Genomic DNA, 21,202 nt, shown 5'->3' with positions numbered 1-21,202 from the left:
AGACTCAGGTGGTGACCGGCAAGTTGGACCATGGAAACTTGATCCACTTGCCGGTCTCTCGCCACAAATACCTCTGTTGCACAAAGGTTCTTTGCTCAGTGTGTGAGCACAACCGCGCGACGCGGTTCTCCGGCGGCGCCGAAATCGCACGACATCGACGCTTAGGGTTGCGAGCGTCTTTAACAGGCGATCCAGCGAACATCATTGAGCGCAAAGAACGGACACCGATGACCAGCCCCACACCTCCGCCCGGATGGCACCCTGACCCGAGTGAACCAGGACTGATCAGATACTGGGACGGATCCCAGTGGACCGAGCACACACAGCCCGCCAACGGGCCCGCAGTGGAGGAATCAGCTCACGCCGACACCACTGAACCCGGCCAACCCGACCGGGCAGGCGTGCCCCGCGCGATCAAGATCGTTGGCGGAATCATCGCCGCGTTCGTCGTGATCGGTGTGCTCGGTGCCGTGTTCGGCGATGACGCACCCTCCGACGACCCACAGGCCGCCGCACCGTCGACGACGCCGAGCGCTGCGGCCCAGGAAACGTCCACGCCCGCCCGGTCGACAACCACGCAGCCGGAAGCCACGACCAGCGTGCAGCCGAGCATGCCCACCCCAGCTGCTGCTCCCCCGGCTCCCGCGACGTATACATCCGACCCCCGATGTGCCCCCGCGAATCAAACGCTAGTGGATCTGGTCGCCTCCGGCTTTTCCGAATCCGGGCTGACCCTGACCAACGGCACCGTCATCGACGGCGGCGACTACACCTACATCGGCGGAACGACCGTCGACGCCACCGGTCGGGTCGAGAACAGATCCGATGTCTGGGTCATCGCAAACGGCACCGTTTACTCCTCGACCGGAGGAGCACGAAACACCACGAGCTGGCCGCGAGCCAGCTCCGAGTTGGATATCTCCCCCGGCGACCCCGACGTGCAGGCCGTCGACGCGTGCGTCGTGGACCTCACCCGGTAAGGACGTCACCCCAGGTGACACGTCAGCGTGCGGGTTCGGCGACGTTGGCTTGGAAGACGACGTCTTCTGGCCCGCTGGGCATGCTGTTGAACAAGTCGACCACAACTGCGGCGGCCTGATTCGCCAACTCGACGACCTCGTCCTCGCCGTGGGTCTGCACCGCGACGGCCTAACGCGCATTGCTGTCATCGGTGGGAGTGATCGACACCGTGTCGGAGTAGTCCTCTGCCGATCCTCCGCGTTGTTCGGCGAGTCGGTCACTCACCTGCGGGAGCAGGATCGTAACTGGTCAGGTCCAGGCCGACCCCCTCAGCGCTGGGATATCTGAATTGGGGGTCGTCTGCTTCGTCGGTGGGAAACGTCGCGGTGATAGCGATGGCCGCTCGGCGGCGTTTCCGGGTTCCGTCAACCGGCCCACTCTTAGTGCTCGCAACCGCGGAAACGCTGGGACACAACCCAGTACCGCAATCGGCGTGAAATCGGAAAAGCCCGCACACAGACCGGCGGGAACTGGCGGATCGCGAAACTCTCTGTAGAGCAGACCAACACAGATGGCCTCCGCCCTGGGAACTACGACTTCCAGGTCCACGCTCCGCCGATGAACTTGGGTCGATCATCATCGAGAGCAGGAGGAGGAGGTTCTTTGGCAGCCCCGGCTCGGCGTACGGAGAGTGCGGCGGACCGGAACAGCTCTTCTTCGACTTCAGCAGGCAGCGGTTCCCACTCGAAGTCGACTTCGTCTCCAGCGTTGAGGGTTCCGGATGGCGTGTGGATATTGAGGGCCTGAATGAGGCATCCGCCGGGCGTATCATCCGAGTCGATGATTCCCCAGCCTTCTTCGACCGCGTATCGACTCACTCGCCCCCTACTGGTGGTCATAGCTCGAGGACCTTTCGTGTTGGAAAACTCGGGCGTTTCCGGCCCCGACCCCGGCGGCCGAATCGTCTCGAACGAACGACTCAAGTGATGACCGGCAACGTGGACCATGGGAAATTTATCCACTTGTCGGTCTCCCGCCACGAGTAATCCGGCTGCACAATGGTTCTGGGCTTGGTGTAGATCACGGCTGACCGCACGTCGGCGGTGTGCGCCTTCAATAGATCGATGACCAGAGCCAGTGTGCGGCCGGAATCGGCGACGTCGTCGACCACGAGCAACTTCTTGCCGACGATCGCGTCGGTGTCCAGAAGTGGTTCGAGGACAACAGGATCGGGCAGGGTCTCCTCGATGTCGGAGTAGAACTCGACGTTGAGAGTGCCCGCAGCCTTGACGCCCATCGCGTAGGAGATGGCACCCGCGGGAATGAGACCGCCGCGGGCAATTGCGATGACGACCTCCGGGACGAACCCGTCGTCGACGATCTTCTTGGTCAGGTCGCGCGAGGCGTCCCCGAACGTCGCCCACGTCAGTACTTCACGTTCCTGTCCGGTCATGAGGAACAACTCTACCCAGCATCGAACTTTGCCAATCGAGCAAAGTTCTTTGCGCGCGCCGCCGTGAACGGGCAGTCTCGAACCATGGCCGACAACACGCACGCACATACCCATCCCGCGGAGCCGGATTTCGAGCACGGTGCCTTCGACGAAGCATTCTGGGACAACCTCTACAACCAACGCACCACCGTCTGGAGCGGAAATCCCAACGCCGTGTTGGTACAGGAAGCGTCCACGCTGACTCCGGGCCGCGCCCTGGATATCGGCTGCGGCGAAGGTGCCGACTCCCTGTGGCTCGCCGGTGAAGGATGGCACGTGACCGGAGTCGACATCTCCGATGTCGCCCTCGGTCGCGCTCGCGCAGCACAACAGGCACTCGAGCCCCGGACACCGACGGTGAACTGGCAACAGGAAGACGTTCTGGACTGGACTCCCCCCGCCGGTGCGTTCGATCTGGTGTCGGTGCACTTCCTCCAGGTGCCACCGGACGAGCTCGAGTTGACCACCCGCAGGTTCGCCGCAGCGGTCGCGCCGAACGGACGCCTTCTCATCGTCGGGCACAGTCCCAGCGACAGCCACGCCTCGCAGCACCCGGCCAAACACCGGCTGTTCGCTCCGGAACCGGTCGTCGCTGCGGCCGGCGACGGGTTCGAGGTGATCCACGCCGAGCATCGCACCCGCATGACGCCCGACGGCGATGAGCGCATCGACACGGTCGTGGTGCTGCAGCGCCGGTAAACTCGGAGGGTGTTCTCGCCGACGACGTATCGAATTCCCCTGGCCGTCACCTTCGTCGTCGCGCTGATCGTGCTCTTCACGCCTGCGTCCGGTGTGCCCTCGGGATTCGAGCACAGCGACAAGATCATTCACTGCATCCTGTTCGCGGCTCTCGCGTATACGTCCCGACTCGCCGGCATCGACTGGGTCAGGACCGCACTGTGGGTGTCGGCGTTCGCGGTGGTGTCGGAGTTCCTGCAGGCGATCCTGCCTCTGGGACGCTCCGGATCGGTCGCCGACGCTCTCGCCGACGCTGCCGGAGTTGCGGTGGGCCTGGTGGCGGCAAGCTGGGTTCTACCGCAGCGCGTCAAGAAAGCCCCGGACCTGCACTAGACTGACCGAGCACCGGGTTTCCTCGGCCAGCGCGCACACTCCGGAAGGAACGCCATCACCTCGTCTTCTGCCCCGCACGATATCTACCTCGTTCCACCGGAGCACGAGACCAACGATGCCGTCACCCGAGAATCAGCAGCATCCGCAGCACGACTGAGCGAACGCTCCGACGTGGTCAGCCACGACGGCCGCTACGCACTGACCATCACCTCCACCACCCCACACCAGGCGATGGTCGAGGATCTGCTGTTCGTGCGCGCCGTGCTCGACGCCGCACGCATCAAGTACCTACTCGTTCGCGGCAACGACGAACGGCCCGTCATCGCCATCGAACTGGGTGCCCGCGACGCGCTGACCACCGCACTGGTACACGCCTGCCGCGCCGAGCCGTTCTACTCCAAGACCGTCGACGCCCGCGGAAAAGCAGTTCTGGTGGCCGACGGCACACTCTCGCCGTCCGCGAACGCGCGGATCGTGCGCCTCTACCGCCCGCGCGTCGAGCCGTTCAGCGGCCTGTACTACGGCGCGTCGACGGCGGTGCAGATCGAACTGTGGTCGTTCTCCCCGTCCGAGATCGTGCTGCCGATCGAGAACTCCCTGACCAGGCGCAACATTCGGCCCGACGAGGCCGTCCGCGGTACCGTCGAACGCTTCGGCAGAACGTGGCCGACCATCGAGAACATGTTCGCCGACCACGCGTCGGACATCAATTTCGACATCGACATCGTCTTCTCCTGGGTCGACGGCTCCTCGGCGGAATTTCAGGCGCAGCGGGCGCGGCAGATGGCGAACTACGTCGTCGGTGAGGGTGACGACTCGGCGGCTCGCTATCGGCAGATCGACGAACTGAAGTACGCGCTGCGGTCGATCCACCTCTACGCACCGTGGATCAGGCGCATCTTCGTGGCCACCGACTCGCCGAGGCCGGCGTGGCTCGCCGACCATCCCAAGGTGACGTTCGTGCCGAGCGAGGCCTTCTTCGTCGACACCTCCGTTCTGCCGACCCACAATTCGCAGGCCGTCGAAAGCCAGCTGCACCACATCCCCGGCTTGTCCGAGCACTTCCTGTACTCGAACGACGACATGTTCTTCGGTAGACCGGTCAGCCCGTCGATGTTCTTCTCCCCCGGCGGAATCAGCATGTTCATCGAAGCGACCACGCGAATCGGGTTGGGCTACAGCGACGCCGACCGCAGCGGCTTCGAGAACGCGGCGCGCGTGAACCGGCGAATCCTCCAGAACCGCTTCGGGATGACCACCACCCGGCACCTCGAACATGCGGCAACCCCGTTGCGGCGCAGCGTGATGCAGGAAATGGAGAACGAGTTTCCGGACGAGTTCGCGTCCACGGCCGCAAGTGCGTTCCGCGCGAGTACCAACATCTCGGTGACGAACTCGCTGTACCACTACTACGCATTGATGAGCGGCCGCGCGGTGGTCCAGAAGGATGCGAAGGTCAGGTACATCGACACCACGTCGGTTGCAGGCCTCGAACTGATGGAGAAGCTGCTCCCGAAGCGATCCGTGGACTTCTTCTGCCTCAACGACGGCAGCTTCCCCGAAGTCGACCTGGATCTGCGCACCCGCACCGTCACACAGTTCCTGGACAAGTACTTCCCCATCGTCGCGCCGTGGGAACGCGACCAGCGCTAGGCGTCGCTGAACGTCTTTCGCCGAGCACTGTCTGCGATGGTGACTCCCGCCTCGCTCAGCCTGCGCGCGGTCTCCTGAGCCGAGACAGGTTCTCCCACAGTGTCGTACGAGCCCGTCGGCACCACCGAGTGCACGACGGTGTCCTCGTAGACGTGGACGAGGTTGTATCCCTGGGCACCGTCGCGGCCCCGTAGTCCGCCTGCGGGCACGTTCAGATCCTGGGTGTAGCACGTGGCCGACGCCACCGAGACGGGAATGCCCGCGAACGTGGCCGTCGTCGAATAGTGCAGGTGCCCGGCAAGAATGGAGCGCACATCGGTTCCGCGCAGTACGTCCGCCAGGCGCGGTTGATCGAGCAGTTCGACCAGTACCGCAAGATCGAGCACCGTCGGCACCGGCGGATGATGCATCGCCAGAATCGTGCCGAATTCTGCGGGGGTGGCGAGCGTGTCTGCGAGCCAGGCCAATTGCTCGTCACCGAGTTCGCCGTGATGGCGTCTGGGAACCGTCGTGTCGAGAGTCACGACACGGAGACCGTCGACGTCGTGCACACGATCGATGGACTGCCCCGTCGGTTCGGCGTCGAGCAGCTTCTGGCGGAACGTCGCGCGGTCGTCGTGATTGCCCATCGCCCAGACGATCTGCGCGCCGAGTTCCTCGGCCACCGGCTCGACCAACGCCCGCAGCTTCTCGTACGCACCGGGCTCGCCTTTGTCTGTCAGGTCTCCGGTGAACACCAAAGCGTCGGGCCGCACACCAGAGTTTCTTACGTCGGTCATCACCTGCTCGAGCCGCAGCTCACTGTCCACGCCGCCGTACAACCGACCACCACCATCGACGAGATGGGTGTCGCTGACGTGCAACAAGCAGTGATGGGGGCGTGGGTACTCGGCCATCCGAGACTTCATCGAACTCTCGCTCACGATCGGACCTACCGTTTTACGATCGCCCGGGTCGGACGAACGCCACTGCTGCAAGCCAAGCATACGAGCGTTCACTGAGAAAAAGCTGGTCGAATCTCGGCGGTGAACACCGCACGAACTTCTGGCGTGTGACAGGTTGTGGGCATGCCGAACCGAAGCTGACCACACTCCTCGCGACCGCAGTGCTGACCGCGGGATCGATGGTCGGAATCGGCGTCGCACCCGCAGCCGCGCAGGAGCTGCCGACCGTCGTGCTGGTGCATGGTGCGTTCGCGGACAACACCAGCTGGGACGGCGTCGCCGAGAACCTCCGCGGCCGCGGCTACCCGGTGGTGACGGCGGACAACTCGCTGCGTGGGCCGTCGGTCGACGCGGCTTCGGTCACCGATGTGGTCGAGAGCATCGACGGGCCGGTGGTGCTGGTGGGCCATTCGTACGGCGGCACGGTGATCAGCAACGTCCATGCCGACAACGTGGAGGCCCTGGTCTACGTCGCCGCGTTCATGCCCGTCGAAGGCGAACCCGTCGCCCTCAGCCTCGACCCCATCCGATTCCCGGTGACCGCGCTGGTACCGCCGGTGATCGGCCTGTCGATCGTCGACGACGCGTCGAACATCATTGGTAAGAACGTCGACTCCTACATCACGCCCGCCCTGTTCCGACCCTTCTTCGCCCCGGACGTCACCGAGGAGCAGGCCGCGCGCATGGCTGCGCACCAGAAGACGATTGCCGCAGGCGCACTACTCGAGCCGAGCGGTCCCCCGTCCTGGGCGAACACGCCGTCGTGGGCGTTGATCCCCCAGCAGGATCAGATCATCCCGGCCTCGGCCGAACGGTTCATGGCGCAGCGGGCCGGCGCTCAGGCGACCGAAGTACCGGGCTCGCACGCCATCCTGGTGTCGAACCCCGGTGCCGTGGCCGACCTCGTCGCCGACGCAGATGCGGGCAGCTGACACCCCTCACGAAACGACCTCGGGCCCGGTCACCTGTCCAGGTGGCCGGGCCCGAGGCGTCTTCTGACGACAGTCAGATCCCGATGAGGTCGTGATCGGCGACCTTCGACGCCAGGATGCGCAGGTGCTCGTCGGCACCACCGAGAGTGTGCTCGATGGCCACCAGTCGACTGGTGTAGTGCCCGACCGGATATTCGGCGGTGACGCCGATTCCGCCGTGCAACTGAATGGCCTCCTGGCCGATCTTGCGACCGGACCGCGAGATCTGCAGCTTGGCGCGCGACGCGATGGTCGGGTCGACGTTGCCGTCCGCCAACGACATCGTGGCGTACAGACTCATGCTGCGGGCGAGTTCGAGCAGCACGTACATGTCGGCGGCACGGAAGGTGAGCGCCTGGAACTTGGCCAGCGGAACCCCGAACTGCTTGCGCTGCTTGAGGTAATCGGTGGTCAGCCGCAGCGCCTCCTCCATGGCACCGATCGCCTCGGCACACAACGCGGCCTGCGCACGCACCTCCGCTCCGGTGATCGCCGCTGCCGCGTTCTCGGCGGTGCCGAGCGGTTCGGCGGCGACGTCGACGAATTCGATCTGCGCGGCGCGCTGGCCGTCGTGCGTGGCGTAGGACTTTCGCGTCACACCGGTCGCGTCGGCGTCGACGACGAACAGTCCTGTTCCGCCGGCAGGCAGCGTTGCACTGACGACGATCACGTCTGCGCTTCCGCCGTGCGGTACCGGGTTCTTGACGCCGTTGATCGACCACGATCCACCGTCCTCGGTGGCGGTGGTGCCGACTTCGATGTTCGGCCAGCGGCTGCCGGATTCGTTGTGCGCGAACGCCAACATCGACGATCCCTCGGCCACCGGCGGCAGAAGCCGCGCGCGCTGCTCGGTGCTGCCGAGCTCGGAGATCAACCCGCCGGGGACGAGCACGGCGTCGAGAATCGGCTCCGGCGCGAGCCGTCGTCCGACCTCGGTCATCACGGCCATGATCTCCACGGGACCGGCGTCCATACCGCCGTCTTCCTCGGTGAACGTCAGACCCAGCAGGCCGACCTCGGCCAACTGCTTCCAGACGTCGGTGCTCCAGCCCAGCTCACCGGCAACGATCTTGTTGCGCTTCTCGGTGTCGTACGCCCGTGTGAGCACCTCACGAGTGGTGTCGCGCAGCAGCTTCTGTTCTTCGTTGAGTTCGAAATCCATGTCTTCAGATGCTCCCTTACAGTCCGAGAATCGCAGAGGCGATGATGGTGCGCTGAACCTCGTTCGAGCCGCCGTAGATCGACACCTTGCGGTAGTTGAGGTACCCCGGTACCGAGCGCTGCGCCCAGCCCTCGCTCTCGATGTCCTCGCCCGCCTCGTAGGGCAGGGAGTCCGGTCCGGCGACATCCATCAGCAATTCGGTTGTGGCCTGCTGCAATTCCGATCCCCGCAGTTTGAGGATGGACGACGCCGGGTTCGGCTTGCCGTCGTCCGAGCTGGACACCATGCGCAGCTGAGTCAGCTCCAGGGCGAGCAGTTCGTTCTCGACCTCGGCCATCTTGGCCGCGAACAAGGGGTCCTCGAGCAGCGTGCCGCTGCCGACCTTCGTCTGTGCTGCGTGCTTCTTCGCCTGTCCCAGGTGCACTTTGGTGTGCCCTGCGCGGGCGACGCCGGTCCGCTCGTTGCCGAGCAGGAACTTGGCGTAGCTCCACCCCTGATTCTCCTCGCCGACGAGGTTCTCCGCCGGAACGCGGACGTTGTCGAAGAAGACCTCGTTGACCTCGACGCTGCCGTCGACCAGCTTGATGGGGCGCATCTCGATGCCGGGGGTGTTCAGGTCGATGAGCAGGAAAGAGATTCCGGCCTGCTTCTTGGGCGCGTCCGGGTTGGTCCGCACGAGCGCGAAGATCCAGTCGGCGTACTGGCCGAGCGTGGTCCACGTCTTCTGTCCGTTGACGATGTAGTCGTCACCGTCGCGGATGGCAGTGGTGCGCAACGACGCCAGGTCGGATCCGGCCTCGGGCTCGGAGAACCCCTGACACCACCAGATGTCGAGGTTCGCCGTCTTGGGCAGGAACTTCTCCTTGATCTCCTGCGAGCCGAAGGTCGCAATGACCGGGCCGACCATCGAGGCGTTGAACGCCAGCGGCTCGGGTACCGAGGCCAGCTGCATTTCGTCGAGCCAGATGTGCCGCTGGACAGCGGTCCAGTCGCGCCCGCCGAACTCCGCAGGCCAGTGCGGCACAGCCAGGCCGTTCTCGTTCAGGATTCGCATGGTCGTAACCACCTCGTCCTTGCTCAACTCCTGACCCGTCGCGTTCTTCTCGCGAATCTCGGCGGGGATCTTCGTGGTGAAGAACGTCCGCATCTCGTCGCGGAACGCGGCCTCTTCTTCTGTCAGGGCAAGATTCATCGACAATCCTCCGTGCTCGTTCGCTTATCTCGGTATCGACCGTACTCCCTGGTAACTCTGGGATATTCTCCGCTCACTATGACTTTTCTGGCACTGGTTCGGCACGGTGAAACGAACTGGAATCTGCACGGGCGTCTACAGGGCTCTTCGGACATTCCTCTCAACGACACCGGCCGTGCTCAGGCCCGTGAGGCGGGCTACCAATTGGAGTTCCGTACGTGGGATCACCTGGTCAGTTCGCCGCTGATCCGGGCCTCGGAAACCGCGGACATCATCGGCGCTCACCTGGGCCTGACCCGCACCGTCGAATTCCCCGATCTGGCCGAACGCCACTTCGGCGACGCCGAAGGATTCACCGACTGGGACGCGTACTCGCACTGGCCGGACGGCCGGTACCCGGGCTTGGAGCCGCGTTCGAACCTGATCGTGCGCGGTGTGCGAGCCGTCGACGAGATCGCCTCGTGCTATCCGGACTCCGCGGTGATCGCCGTGGCGCACGGCGGCGTCATCCGGGCGATCTTCGACGCGATTCGACGCCGCCACTCCCCGCGCATCCTCAACGCGGGCGTTTCCACCCTCGAGCACGACGGTTCTCGCTGGACCGTTCGCACCATCAACAGCGTCGCGGTCTGACAGAGTTTTCGTTCATGGAGATCGAACGGCGCATCACCGAACTGGGCTTCACGTTGCCCGGTGAACCGACCGCCCCACCTGGTTTCGAGTTCTCGTTCGAGTGGGTGCGGGTGCGCGGCAACCGGGTGTTCGCCTCGGGCCATTCGCCGCTGGCCCCCGACGGCACATTGGCAGGACCGTTCGGCGCGGTTCCGTCCGAGGTGAGTCTCGACGCCGCCACCGACGCCGCGCGCGACACCGCACTGGCACTGCTCGGTGGCGTCGCGCGCGCGGTCGGCGACCTCGATCGAATCAGCGCGTGGCTGACCGTGACCGGGTCGGTCAATGCCGATCACGGCTTCACTCAGACCACCACGGTCGTCAACGGCTTCTCCGATCTGGTGCTCGCCATCTTCGGTCCCGAGATCGGTGCCCATGCCCGCACCGCACTCGGGGTGGCCGCGCTGCCGATGAACAACTCCGTGGTGGTGTCAGCGGAGTTGGAGATCGACGGGTAGGTTTTGCTCCACTCGTACATACGGCGAAAGCAGGCGCGGATGGTGCGCAGATCGACCCTTGCCCTGGTCGCGATTCTCATCGGTATTCTCGGGTTGTCCGGCTGCAGTGCGTCCTCGCAGTCGTTGCTGGACCGGGTGAAGGACGAGGGCGTTCTCGTCGTCGGCACCGAGGGCACCTACAGCCCGTTCAGCTATCAGGGCGACGACGGACAGCTCACCGGCTACGACATCGACGTCATCAACGCCGTCGGAAACGAGCTGGGGGTGCGCGTCGACTTCGTGCAGACCCCGTTCGACTCGATCTTCGCCGGTCTGCAATCCCAACGATTCGACCTGATCGCCAACCAGGTCTCGATCACCCCCGCGCGCCAGTCGGCCTACGACCTGTCCACGCCCTACACGGTGTCGGAAGGCCAGATCCTCACCGCCGCAGACGACTCCACCATCACCTCGCTCGCCGACCTGACCGGTAAGACCACCGCCCAATCCTCGACGAGCAACTGGGCAGAGGTCGCGGCGGACGCCGGTGCGAACGTCGAAGCCGTCGAGGGATTCGTTCAGGCGGTCACTCTCGTCAAGGACGGCCGCGTCGACGCCACAGTCAACGACTCCCTCGCCATCGCCGAGTACCTGCAGCAGACCGGCGACACCGGAGTGAAGATCGCCGGCGAGACCGGAGACACGACCCTGCAATCCTTCGTGGCCCGCAAGAACAGTGGGCTGATGGACGAGGTCGACACCGCCATCGACACCCTGCGCGAGAACGGCACCATCGCCGAGATCTCGAACAAGTATTTCGGAAGCGACGTCGCCGCACCGACCGCCGACACCGTGGTGCCGGAGAGCGACGACGCATCGTCGACGGCACCGTCGAAGATGCAGTTGGTTCTCGACAACCTGTGGCCGATGCTCAAAGCGACTGTCACGATGACGATTCCGCTGACCGCCATCAGCTTCGTGATCGGACTCGTCATCGCTCTCGCCGTTGCGCTGGCCCGAATCTCGTCCATCACACCGCTCGCTGCAGTCGCCCGGTTCTACGTCTCGATCATTCGCGGCACTCCCCTGCTGCTGCAGCTGTTCATCATCTTCTACGGCCTACCGCAGTTCGGCATCGTGATCTCACCCTTCCCGGCCGCGGTCGTCGCATTCTCGCTGAACGTGGGCGGCTATGCGGCCGAGGTGATCCGGGCCGCGATACTCAGCGTGCCCAAGGGGCAGTGGGAAGCCGCGCAGACCATCGGGATGGGATACCGAACCACGTTGCAGCGCATCGTGCTTCCGCAGGCGTTGCGCACCGCCGTTCCACCGTTGTCGAACACGCTGATCTCGTTGGTCAAGGACACCTCGCTCGCGTCGACCATCCTGGTCACCGAACTGCTGCGCGTCGCACAACTCGCGGCGGCACCGACCTTCGACTTCTTCACCCTGTACACCGTTGCCGCGCTGTACTACTGGGTGATCTGCATCGTCCTCTCCTTCTTCCAAGGCAAACTCGAAGTCCGACTCGACAGGTACGTGGCGAAATGACAGACCTGCTGACAGTATCCGCGCTGAAGAAGTCGTTCGGTCCACTGGAGGTGTTGAAGGACGTCTCGTTCACCGTGCCGTCCGGCACCGTGACCGTCATCATCGGACCGTCCGGATCCGGCAAGACCACGATTCTGCGCGCTCTGAACGCACTCGACCAGGCCGACGCAGGCGTCATCGGTATCGGTGACGTATCCGTCGACTTCGGACAGCCCGTCGGGGCGCCGCAGCTACGTCACTTCCGGGCCCAGAGCGGCATGGTGTTTCAGAGCCACAACCTGTTTCCCCACAAGACGGTGCTGCAGAACATCATCGAGGGACCGGTGATCGTGCAGAAGCGCGCCAAGGACGACGCCATCCGCGACGCGCACGCAATCCTCGATCAGATCGGTCTCGACGCCAAGTCCGACCAGTACCCGTTCCAGCTGTCGGGAGGCCAGCAACAACGCGTCGGAATCGCTCGAGCTCTGGCTCTCCGCCCCAAGCTGATGCTGTTCGACGAGCCCACCTCGGCACTCGATCCCGAACTCGTCGGCGAAGTACTCGGCGTCATCAAAGGCCTTGCTGCCGAGGGCTGGACGATGGTGATCGTCACCCATGAAATCCGCTTCGCCCAGCAGGTCGCCGATCAGGTGCTGTTCATCGAGAACGGCGTCGTCCTCGAACGAGGCACACCGGAACAGGTGCTGGTGAGCCCGACCGAGCCTCGTACGCGCCAGTTCCTGCAGCGGATATTGGCATAGAGGGGCTGCGCCCCATGTGAGTGGAGCCTGCGGAACGAATTCGTCGAGGCATGTGAGTAGAAGTTCGTAGTGGGGTACGAAGTTTCGTGCACATGCGGCGACGCCGCTCTAGAGGTGCGGCAGCACCTTGTCCAGGGTGATCGGCAGGTCGCGGACTCGGACGCCGGTGGCGTTGAACACCGCGTTGCCGATGGCCGCGGAAGATCCGACAGCGCCGATCTCACCGATTCCCTTGCCGCCCATCGGCGCGAGTTCGGTATCGACCTCCTCCACCCAGACGGCCTCGATGTCGGTCACGTCGGCACACACCGGGATGTGGTACTCGGCGAGGTCGTGATTGGCGAACCCGCCGAATTCGTGATCGACGACGCCACTCTCCATCAGGGCCATGCCGAGCCCGAACGTCATGCCGCCGATGAGCTGAGACCTGGCCAGCCGCGGATTCATCACCGCGCCGATGCCGAACACCCCGAGCATGCGCCGCACCCGAACCTCACCGGTGTCGATGTCGACCGCGACCTCGGCGAACTGAGCACCGAACGCCATGCGCGCCAACTCCTTCTGGCCCTCGACGTCGTCGGTGGTGTCGGCCTCGGCCGAATGTCCCGGCTCGTACGATCCCTGAGCCTTCAACGAGTGGCAGACCTTGGTGACGGCCCAGCCCCACGACGAGGTACCCGACGAGCCGCCGGCACCAGGTGCTTTCGGCAGAGCACTGTCGCCGAGTTCGAGTGTGACGGTATCTGCATCCACCCCGAGAGCGTCGGCCGCAATCTGACGTAGCACCGTCCGCGCGCCGGTACCGATGTCCGACGCGGCGACGGACACCGTGATCGTGCCGTCCTGCTCCACACGTGCAGAGGCGGTACTCGGCGAGATCAGCACCGGGTAGCTGGCCGTCGCGACGCCCATGCCGACCAGGGTGTTGCCCTCTCGACGCTGACCGGGCGTGGAATCGCGGCGGTCCCACCCGAACTTCTCTGCCCCCTCGCGCAGGCACTGCACCACACTGCGTGAGCTGAACGGGTTGCCACTGGCGGGATCGACGTCCGGTTCGTTGCGGATACGCAGTTCGATCGGATCGATACCGGTGGCCGTTGCCAATTCGTCGATGGCCGTCTCGACGGCGAACATGCCCGGAGCCTCGCCCGGGGCTCGCATCCACCGCGGCGTTCCGACGTCCAGCTGTGCGAGTCGGTGGGTGGTGCGACGGTTCGGGGCCGCGTAGATGTGTCGAGTGGATTCCGAGGTCTGCTCGCAGAACTCGAAGATCGTGCTGGTCTGCTGGAACGAATCGTGCGCGATCGACTGCAGCGTGCCGGTCGAATCAGCGCCCAGCCAAACGTGATTGAGCGTCGGGGTTCGGTAGCCGACGACATCGAACAGGGCCTGTCTCGGCAGGACCAGCTTGACGGTCTTTCCGGTTGCTCGCGCCGCCATCGCGGCGAGGACCGCATTGGGCCGAGTACTGCCCTTGGCTCCGAAGCCGCCACCGACGTTCTCGGCGATCACGCGAACGTTCTCGGGTTCCAGATCGAATGCCGTCGCCAGGTCGCCCTGGACCCCGGACGGGGCCTGCGTCGAATCCCACAGTGTCAGAACGCCGTCGGACCACTGTGCTGTGGTGGCATGCGGTTCCATCGGGCTGTTGTGCATCGGCGCGGTGGAGTACCAGTTGTCGACGACGTGCTCGGCCGACGCCAGCGCCGCGTCGGGATCGCCGACGGTGACATCGGTGGGAAACCCGGCGTTGACGGACTCGGGTGCGTACAGCGAGCGGTGATCGGCGGTCAGAGTGTTGTCCGGAGCGCGGACTCCGGTGTACTGCACCTGCACCCGGGCTGCGGCGGCGCGAGCGTTCTGGAGAGTGTCGGCCACGACGACTGCCACGATCTGACCGCGATAGGAGACGGTATCGGACTGCAACACATGCAGTTCGGCGTCCTCGACCTCCCCCAGCTTCTCGGCGTTGCCGTACCAGAGGACGGCATGCACTGCGGGGTCTTCCTCCAGCTCGACGTGTTCGACCGTCCCGGCGGGAACTGTCGCAGGCACGTACCAGGCATAGAGCTGTCCGACCGCCGGCGATTGCTCGGCGGCGTACCGCGCCCGGCCGGTGACCTTGGCGATCGACTCGGTGCGCTGAATCGGTTGTCCGATCGATGCAGTCATGACCCGTCTCCCGAAGCTGTGAGTTCCACCAGGGTGCGGGCGACGAGGTTGGTCACCAGCGGAATTTTGAACGCGTTGTCGCGCAACGGGTCTGCGGCGTCGAGTTCGAGGGCGATCGCCCGCCGGAACGACGCCTCGTCGGCGGCCCCGCCGAGCAGCGCGTGCTCGGCCGTGCGGGCCCGCCACGGCTTGTGCGCGACGCCCCCCAGCGCGATCGACACCCCGCGGACGATGCCGTCCTCGACGTCGAGAGTGGCGGCGACCGACGCGACCGCGAACGCGTAGGACTGGCGATCACGCACCTTGCGGTAGGTGGAGACGGTGCCGTCCGCCGGTGCCGGTATCTCGATTGCTATGAGGAGTTCGTCCCGCGCGACCGTGTTGTCGCGCTCGGGCTCGTCACCGGGGAGCCGGTAGAAGTCGTCGATCGCGAGGGTGCGCTCTCCGTCGACACCGCGAACGACCACGCGGGCGTCGAGGGCGGTCAACGCCACCGCCATGTCGGAGGGATGCGTCGCCACACACGCCGGGGAGGCACCGAGGATGGCAAGGTTACGGTGCTCGCCCTCCCGGGCCGGGCAGCCCGAGCCCGGCTGCCGTTTGTTGCACGGCTTCGATGCGTCCATGAAGTACACGCAGCGGGTGCGCTGGAACAGGTTTCCACCGGTGGTGGCCATGTTGCGCAACTGGCCCGAGGCACCGGAGAGCAACGCCCGGGAAAGCACCGGATATCGCTGACGCACCACCGGGTGCACCGCGAGATCACTGTTGGTCACACCGGAACCGACACGTAGCGAGCCGTCGTCGGAGACGTCGATGTCGTGCAACGGAAGTCGCGTCACGTCGATCAACGTCGTCGGGCCGACAACACCGAGCTTCATCAGGTCGACGAGGTTGGTGCCGCCGCCGAGCAGCATCGCGTTCTCGTCCTCGGCGAGGCGGGCCACGGCGTCGTCGACGGCGGTGGCTGCGTCGTACGCGAAGGTTCTCACGATGCGTCCTGCACAGCCGGGACGATGTCGGCGTAGGCACCGCATCGACAGAGGTTGCCGCTCATACGTTCTCGCACTTCACCGGAGTCGAGTTCGACATCGGTGGCCTCGAGATCGTCGGTGACCGCGCTGGGCCAGCCCTGTTTCGCCTCTTCGATCACCGCCACCGCGGAGCAGATCTGCCCGGACGTGCAGTACCCGCACTGAAATGCATCACGGTCCACGAAGGCCTGCTGCACGGGATGCAATGTGTCGCCATCGGACAATCCCTCGACGGTGGTGATGTCGCGATTCTGTTGCGCGACCGCGAACGTGAGGCAGCTGTTGATCCGCCGCCCGTCGACCAGCACCGTGCAGGCACCGCACTGCCCGTGGTCACACCCCTTCTTCGCACCGATCAGGTCGAGATTCTCCCGCAGTGCGTCGAGCAGGGTGGTCCGGGTGTCGCACTCGAACTCGCGATCCGTTCCGTTGACACGGAGAGTGACGTTGGTCATGCACGTGCGGATACCCGGGGCTTGGTCCACCAAACGCTCGAACCCGGGGTCGTGCGCGGAACTTCGTAGCGGGCTACGAATTGCCGTGCACGTGCGCGCTAGCGCTTACCTTTGTACTTCCCGCCGCCGCTGCGTCCGGGCGGGCCGGAATCGGGTTGCAGTTGAATCAACACACCACTGATGCGGGTTCGGCGCAACGCCTCCACCGTCTCGTCGGCGAGGTCGGCCGGCAGCTCCACCAACGAATGATCGGGGCGAATGCTGATGTGCCCGAAGTCGCTTCGACGCAGACCGCCCTCGTTGGCGATCGCACCGACGATGGCACCGGGAGCGACGCGATGCCGCTTGCCGACGCTGATGCGGTACGTCGCCATCTCCTGGCCGGTCTTGCGGTGATGCGAACTGGCCGCATCCTCGTCGAACGTGCGAGGCGGACGCGGCTCGCGAGGCTCGCGCGGTGCCCGCGGCGGGGCAGGCGGCTCCGGCTTCAGCAGGAACGCTTCGCCGTCGCGGGACTGGATGGCCAGGGCTGCCGCGATGTCGACCAACGGCACGTCGTGCTCGCGCTCGTAATCCTCGATGAGGCGACGGAACAGCGCCAGATTCTCGTTGCCGAGGCTCTCGGTGATGGAGTCCTTGAACTTCGTCACGCGCTGCGCGTTGACGTCGTCGACGCTGGGCAGCTGCATCTCGGTGATCGGCTGACGCGTCGCCCGCTCGATGGCCTTGAGCAGGTGCCGCTCGCGCGGTGCGACGAACAGCAGAGCCTGACCGGCGCGGCCCGCGCGTCCGGTACGACCGATGCGGTGCACGTAGGACTCGGTGTCGTGCGGGATGTCGTAGTTGATGACGTGCGAGATGCGGTCGACGTCGAGACCGCGGGCCGCGACATCGGTGGCCACCAGGATGTCGATCTGACCGTTCTTGAGCTGACCGATGGTGCGCTCACGCTGAGCCTGCACGATGTCGCCGTTGATCGCCGCGGCCGAGAAGCCCCGTGCACGCAGCTTTTCGGCGAGTTCCTCGGTGGCCTGCTTGGTGCGCACGAACATGATCATCGCCTCGAACTCTTCGACCTCGAAGATTCGAGTGAGTGCCTCGAGCTTGCGCTGGTGGGCCACCTGCACGTATCGCTGGGTGATGTTCGGTGCCGTCGACGTCTTGGTCTTGACGGTGATCTCCACCGGATCGTGCAGGTACTGCTTGGAGATCTTGCGGATCGCGGCCGGCATCGTGGCCGAGAACAACGCCACCTGCTTGTACTCCGGGGTATCGGAGAGGATGCGCTCGACGTCCTCCTGGAAACCCATCTTGAGCATCTCGTCGGCCTCGTCGAGCACCAAGTACTCGAGACCGGACAGGTCGAGGGTGCCCTTCTCGAGGTGATCGATGACGCGGCCGGGGGTGCCGACGATGATCTGTGCACCCTTGCGCAGGCCGGAGAGCTGGATGCCGTACGCCTGGCCACCGTAGATGGGCAGGATGTGCAGACCCGGAATGTGGGTGGCGTACTTACCGAACGCCTCGGCCACCTGGAGCGCGAGCTCACGCGTCGGTGCCAGCACCAGCGCCTGTGGCGTCCGACGCGACACGTCGAGACGAGACAGAATCGGTACCGCGAACGCGGCCGTCTTGCCCGTTCCGGTCTGCGCGAGGCCGACGACATCGTTCCCTGCCATCAGCGGCGGGATGGTGGCCGCCTGAATGGGCGACGGGCTCTCGTAACCGACGTCGTGCAGGGCCTTCAGGACCCGCTCGTCGATCCCGAGATCGGCGAATGTGATGTCCTCGCCCGTCGCCGAGGCCGACTCGGTCGCTCGGACCGGAACGGAGGCGGAGTCCTGAGGGGGCGAATTCGTCTCGTCAGACGTCACGGCGGCATCCTGATCAGTTTCTGAAGTGCTCATATGTGGAGCGAGTTTAGTACCTGCTCGGACCCTGCGAACCCTTCTACGCTGATCAGGTGACGAAAACGGCCGAGACCGCCCGCGGTGCGAACGCCCTCACACCGGCGACCCGACCACCGAACATGACCGCGGACGGTTAAGTTGTACCCCGAGTCACACTCAACCCCCTCGAACTCGCGGCAAAGTCGACAAACCGGACACCCCGGATGGTGCGCCACGGCCTCGAATGTGATGAAATGCACAACTACCACGCTATTTTTCCGTAAGGGGTCCAGCAGTGCGCGAATATTCTGTGCCGGCGTCGTTCACCATTCCTGACGACGCATCCATGGCCGACACCGTCTACAGGTACGAGAAGGAATCGCCGAACTTCGTACCGTTCCAACGTCTGGAGAACGGTAACTGGACCGACATCACCGCAGCTCGGTTCGCGAAAGAGGTCGCGGCAGCGGCCAAGGGATTGATCGCCTCCGGTATCGAACTCGGCGACCGCGTCGCCATCCTCAGCGCGACGCGCTACGAGTGGGTCGTCCTCGACTACGCCATCTGGTCCGCAGGCGGCTGCACCGTCGCGATCTACGAGACCTCCTCCGCCGACCAGGCGCAGTGGATCCTCGAGGACTCCGCTACCAAGCTGCTCGTCGTCGAGACCGCAGCGCACGCCTCGAACCTCAAAGAGGTCACCGAAGGTGCCAAGGATCTGCGTGAGGTTCTGCAGATCGACGGCGGAGCGATCGAAGAACTGACCACCCGCGGTGCCGGGGTCAGCGACGAGGATCTGCATGCCCGACGCCATCAGGTCACCGCAGCATCACCCGCGACCCTGATCTACACCTCGGGCACCACCGGCCGACCCAAGGGCGTCCAGTTGACGCACGCGAACTTCTATGCCGAGGTTCAGGCCACCCAGATCGCGCTGCACGACTCGATGAAGGAGGGCAATCGCACGCTGATGTTCCTGCCGATGGCGCACGTGTTCGCCCGCGCCGTGTCGTTCGGTTCGTTCGAGTCCAAGGTCACCGTCGGCCACACCTCGGACGTGACGACGCTGGTGGATCAGTTCGCCGTGTTCAAGCCGGACTTCATCCTCTCGGTGCCGCGTGTGTTCGAGAAGGTCTACAACTCCGCCAAGCAGAAGGCCCACGACGGCGGCAAGGGTTCCATCTTCGACAAGGCCGCCGCGACGGCCATCGAGTGGAGCGAGGCCCAGGAGAAGGGCGGAGCCGGGCTGGTTCTGAACCTCAAGCACACCGTGTTCGACAAGCTGGTCTACTCCAAGCTTCGCGCAGCGCTCGGTGGCAACTGCACCCGCGCGGTGTCCGGCGGCGGACCTCTCGGTGCCCGCCTCGGCCACTTCTTCCGCGGTGCGGGCGTCCCGGTCTACGAGGGCTACGGACTGACCGAGACCAGCGCGGCCATCACCGTCAACACCACCAAGGACCAGCGCGTCGGCACCGTCGGCAAGCCCATCGACGGTCACTCGGTGAAGGTCGCCGAGGACGGGGAACTGCTGCTCAAGGGACCCGTGGTGTTCAGTGGCTACTGGCACAACGAGAAGGCCACGGCCGAGGCCATCGTCGACGGCTGGTTCCACACCGGAGACCTCGGCGCGATCGACCAGGAAGGCTACGTCTCGATCACCGGCCGCAAGAAGGAAATCATCGTCACCGCCGGCGGTAAGAACGTCGCCCCCGCGGTGCTCGAGGACGCCCTGCGTGCCAACGCGATCATCAGCCAGTGCCTCGTCGTGGGCGACGCCAAGCCGTTCATCGGTGCGCTCATCACCCTCGATCCGGAGGCTCTGCCGGGTTGGCTCGAGCGGCACAACCTCTCCGCGGACATCCCGTTCTCGGAACTGTCGAAGAACGCCGATCTGGTCGCCGAGCTCGACAAGGCCGTCGCCGAGGCCAACAAGAAGGTCTCCAGCCCCGAGCAGATCAAGAAGTACACGATCCTCGAGAACGACTTCACCGTCGAGACCGGTGAGCTGACCCCGACGATGAAGCTCAAGCGCAACATCATTCACGCCGAGCGTGGCAACGACATCGAGGCCATCTACTCGTAGATCGACCGCACGAGGAAAGGGCCCGACGCGATCTTCGCGCCGGGCCCTTTTCTCGTGTCAGGACATGTGGTCGTCGAGAAACTCCGCCACCGCCGACGTCACCTGCAGGTGGATCTTCTCGTGCAGGAGGTCGTGGCCGCCGTCCTCGAACTCGCTCAGGGACGCGTCGGGCACACCGCCGATCCACTCGCGTACCGCATCGATCGGAGCCAGGCGATCGTCGACGCCGTGCACGGCGAGAATCGGAATCACGTTGTCGGCCAGATCCGTGGCCGAGCCGGTCACGGACTTCGGCGTTCCGCACAGGACGGCGCACCGCACCGCGTCCGGGTGCGCGCCCAGAGCTGCGATGGCCGTCGCTGCGCCGAGCGAATGGCCCATCAGCGCGAACGACAACTCGGGGTGCTCGGCCTCGGCGATATCGAGCAACTGCAGCGCATTCTGGGCAAGACCGGGAATCTGAGCGGCGTCGGTGAGCTCGCCCTCGGTGAGCCCGTGACCCACGTGATCGACCGCCCACACATCGACTCCGCGCCCATTGAGGACCCGCGCGAAGCGGTGGTAGTGGCCACTGTTCTGGCCGAGACCGTGCAGAAAGACGAGACCGAAACGAGCATCGGGAACGGTCCAGTTTCGATAGTGGACAGCACCGGTGGCTCCGTCGAAAAAAGGCATTCGATCATTTTGCCTCCTCGCGACTGCATCCGCGCGCAACGTGACC

Annotated in this window: 21 protein-coding genes; 10 read left to right on the top strand and 11 right to left on the bottom strand. The window is 65.0% G+C overall.

The genetic code is table 11. The annotated features are described in order from the left end of the window. Nucleotides 1-227: 227 nt before the first annotated feature. Nucleotides 228-980: a DUF2510 domain-containing protein gene (locus AABD04_RS06900; RefSeq protein ID WP_341440630.1), complete on the top strand. Its 753-nt coding sequence runs from the start codon at nt 228-230 to the stop codon at nt 978-980. A gap of 22 nt (nt 981-1,002) precedes the next feature. Here AABD04_RS06900 and AABD04_RS06895 read toward each other — a convergent pair whose 3' ends face one another. The 3 genes from AABD04_RS06895 to AABD04_RS06885 all read right to left on the bottom strand — a co-directional run bounded on the left by AABD04_RS06895 (nt 1,003) and on the right by AABD04_RS06885 (nt 2,413). Further along, nucleotides 1,003-1,140, bottom strand: coding sequence for a hypothetical protein (locus tag AABD04_RS06895; protein WP_341440629.1), 138 nt, complete (start codon nt 1,138-1,140; stop codon nt 1,003-1,005). Nucleotides 1,141-1,550: 410 nt separating this feature from the next. Beyond that, a complete protein-coding gene (locus AABD04_RS06890) occupies nt 1,551-1,859 on the bottom strand; it encodes a hypothetical protein (protein ID WP_341440628.1) in 309 nt (102 codons plus the stop codon). A gap of 80 nt (nt 1,860-1,939) precedes the next feature. Beyond that, nucleotides 1,940-2,413: a phosphoribosyltransferase gene (locus tag AABD04_RS06885; protein WP_341440627.1), complete on the bottom strand. Its 474-nt coding sequence runs from the start codon at nt 2,411-2,413 to the stop codon at nt 1,940-1,942. An 84-nt stretch (nt 2,414-2,497) separates the two neighbouring features. Between AABD04_RS06885 and AABD04_RS06880 the strand changes: the two genes are divergently transcribed. The 3 genes from AABD04_RS06880 to AABD04_RS06870 all read left to right on the top strand — a co-directional run bounded on the left by AABD04_RS06880 (nt 2,498) and on the right by AABD04_RS06870 (nt 5,176). Beyond that, nucleotides 2,498-3,151: a class I SAM-dependent methyltransferase gene (locus AABD04_RS06880; RefSeq protein ID WP_341440626.1), complete on the top strand. Its 654-nt coding sequence runs from the start codon at nt 2,498-2,500 to the stop codon at nt 3,149-3,151. A 9-nt stretch (nt 3,152-3,160) separates the two neighbouring features. Then, on the top strand, nt 3,161-3,523 hold the full coding sequence (locus AABD04_RS06875; protein WP_341440625.1) for a VanZ family protein: 363 nt from the start codon (nt 3,161-3,163) through the stop codon (nt 3,521-3,523). Nucleotides 3,524-3,676: 153 nt separating this feature from the next. After that, on the top strand, nt 3,677-5,176 hold the full coding sequence (locus tag AABD04_RS06870; RefSeq protein ID WP_243596934.1) for a stealth family protein: 1,500 nt from the start codon (nt 3,677-3,679) through the stop codon (nt 5,174-5,176). On the opposite strand, the gene AABD04_RS06865 is transcribed toward AABD04_RS06870, so the two are convergent. Further along, nucleotides 5,173-6,084 (bottom strand): phosphodiesterase, encoded by a 912-nt coding sequence (locus AABD04_RS06865; protein WP_341442978.1) that lies wholly within the window; start codon nt 6,082-6,084, stop codon nt 5,173-5,175. The genes AABD04_RS06870 and AABD04_RS06865 overlap by 4 nt on opposite strands. Before the next feature lie 215 nt (nt 6,085-6,299). Here AABD04_RS06865 and AABD04_RS06860 point away from each other — a divergent pair, with 215 nt between their 5' ends. After that, complete coding sequence (locus tag AABD04_RS06860) at nt 6,300-7,052, top strand: alpha/beta fold hydrolase (RefSeq protein WP_341442977.1); 753 nt, start codon at nt 6,300-6,302, stop codon at nt 7,050-7,052. Nucleotides 7,053-7,125: 73 nt separating this feature from the next. Here the strand turns inward: AABD04_RS06860 and AABD04_RS06855 are convergent, their stop codons facing one another. Then, nucleotides 7,126-8,253, bottom strand: a complete 1,128-nt coding sequence (locus AABD04_RS06855; protein ID WP_341440624.1) for an acyl-CoA dehydrogenase family protein — start codon at nt 8,251-8,253, stop codon at nt 7,126-7,128. A 16-nt stretch (nt 8,254-8,269) separates the two neighbouring features. Further along, complete coding sequence (locus tag AABD04_RS06850) at nt 8,270-9,445, bottom strand: acyl-CoA dehydrogenase family protein (protein ID WP_243596902.1); 1,176 nt, start codon at nt 9,443-9,445, stop codon at nt 8,270-8,272. Between the two features lie 78 nt (nt 9,446-9,523). Here AABD04_RS06850 and AABD04_RS06845 point away from each other — a divergent pair, with 78 nt between their 5' ends. Genes AABD04_RS06845 through AABD04_RS06830 form a run of 4 tightly spaced genes read left to right on the top strand, consistent with a single transcriptional unit; the run spans nt 9,524 to nt 12,848 of the window. Beyond that, nucleotides 9,524-10,078 (top strand): histidine phosphatase family protein, encoded by a 555-nt coding sequence (locus AABD04_RS06845; RefSeq protein WP_341440623.1) that lies wholly within the window; start codon nt 9,524-9,526, stop codon nt 10,076-10,078. A gap of 14 nt (nt 10,079-10,092) precedes the next feature. Further along, on the top strand, nt 10,093-10,575 hold the full coding sequence (locus tag AABD04_RS06840; RefSeq protein ID WP_341440622.1) for a RidA family protein: 483 nt from the start codon (nt 10,093-10,095) through the stop codon (nt 10,573-10,575). 39 nt (nt 10,576-10,614) lie between these two features. Further along, the gene (locus AABD04_RS06835) at nt 10,615-12,105 is read left to right on the top strand and encodes an ABC transporter permease subunit (protein WP_341440621.1); all 1,491 of its coding nucleotides are present in this window, start codon (nt 10,615-10,617) and stop codon (nt 12,103-12,105) included. Continuing rightward, the gene (locus AABD04_RS06830; protein ID WP_243611071.1) at nt 12,102-12,848 is read left to right on the top strand and encodes an amino acid ABC transporter ATP-binding protein; all 747 of its coding nucleotides are present in this window, start codon (nt 12,102-12,104) and stop codon (nt 12,846-12,848) included. The genes AABD04_RS06835 and AABD04_RS06830 overlap by 4 nt, the downstream gene beginning before the upstream one ends. 108 nt (nt 12,849-12,956) lie before the next feature. On the opposite strand, the gene AABD04_RS06825 is transcribed toward AABD04_RS06830, so the two are convergent. The 4 genes from AABD04_RS06825 to AABD04_RS06810 form a co-directional block, all read right to left on the bottom strand. After that, nucleotides 12,957-15,020 carry a xanthine dehydrogenase family protein molybdopterin-binding subunit gene (locus tag AABD04_RS06825; protein ID WP_341440620.1) on the bottom strand — a complete coding sequence of 688 codons (2,064 nt, stop codon included), beginning with the start codon at nt 15,018-15,020 and terminating at the stop codon, nt 12,957-12,959. Next, nucleotides 15,017-16,012, bottom strand: coding sequence for an FAD binding domain-containing protein (locus tag AABD04_RS06820; protein WP_341440619.1), 996 nt, complete (start codon nt 16,010-16,012; stop codon nt 15,017-15,019). The genes AABD04_RS06825 and AABD04_RS06820 overlap by 4 nt, the downstream gene beginning before the upstream one ends. Further along, nucleotides 16,009-16,509 carry a 2Fe-2S iron-sulfur cluster-binding protein gene (locus AABD04_RS06815; RefSeq protein WP_341440618.1) on the bottom strand — a complete coding sequence of 167 codons (501 nt, stop codon included), beginning with the start codon at nt 16,507-16,509 and terminating at the stop codon, nt 16,009-16,011. Before AABD04_RS06815 ends, AABD04_RS06820 begins: the two co-directional genes overlap by 4 nt. Nucleotides 16,510-16,607: 98 nt before the next feature. After that, the gene (locus AABD04_RS06810) at nt 16,608-18,383 is read right to left on the bottom strand and encodes a DEAD/DEAH box helicase (protein ID WP_335742040.1); all 1,776 of its coding nucleotides are present in this window, start codon (nt 18,381-18,383) and stop codon (nt 16,608-16,610) included. A 310-nt stretch (nt 18,384-18,693) separates the two neighbouring features. Between AABD04_RS06810 and AABD04_RS06805 the strand changes: the two genes are divergently transcribed. Continuing rightward, nucleotides 18,694-20,481: an AMP-dependent synthetase/ligase gene (locus AABD04_RS06805; RefSeq protein ID WP_341440617.1), complete on the top strand. Its 1,788-nt coding sequence runs from the start codon at nt 18,694-18,696 to the stop codon at nt 20,479-20,481. A gap of 57 nt (nt 20,482-20,538) precedes the next feature. On the opposite strand, the gene AABD04_RS06800 is transcribed toward AABD04_RS06805, so the two are convergent. Next, nucleotides 20,539-21,156: an alpha/beta hydrolase gene (locus AABD04_RS06800; RefSeq protein WP_243611066.1), complete on the bottom strand. Its 618-nt coding sequence runs from the start codon at nt 21,154-21,156 to the stop codon at nt 20,539-20,541. Nucleotides 21,157-21,202 lie beyond the last annotated feature (46 nt).

The sequence above is a fragment of the Rhodococcoides navarretei genome, assembly GCF_038069675.1.
In the GTDB taxonomy this organism is placed as follows: Bacteria; Actinomycetota; Actinomycetes; order Mycobacteriales; family Mycobacteriaceae; genus Rhodococcoides; species Rhodococcoides navarretei.
This window is presented reverse-complemented; position numbering and strand designations above follow the sequence as displayed.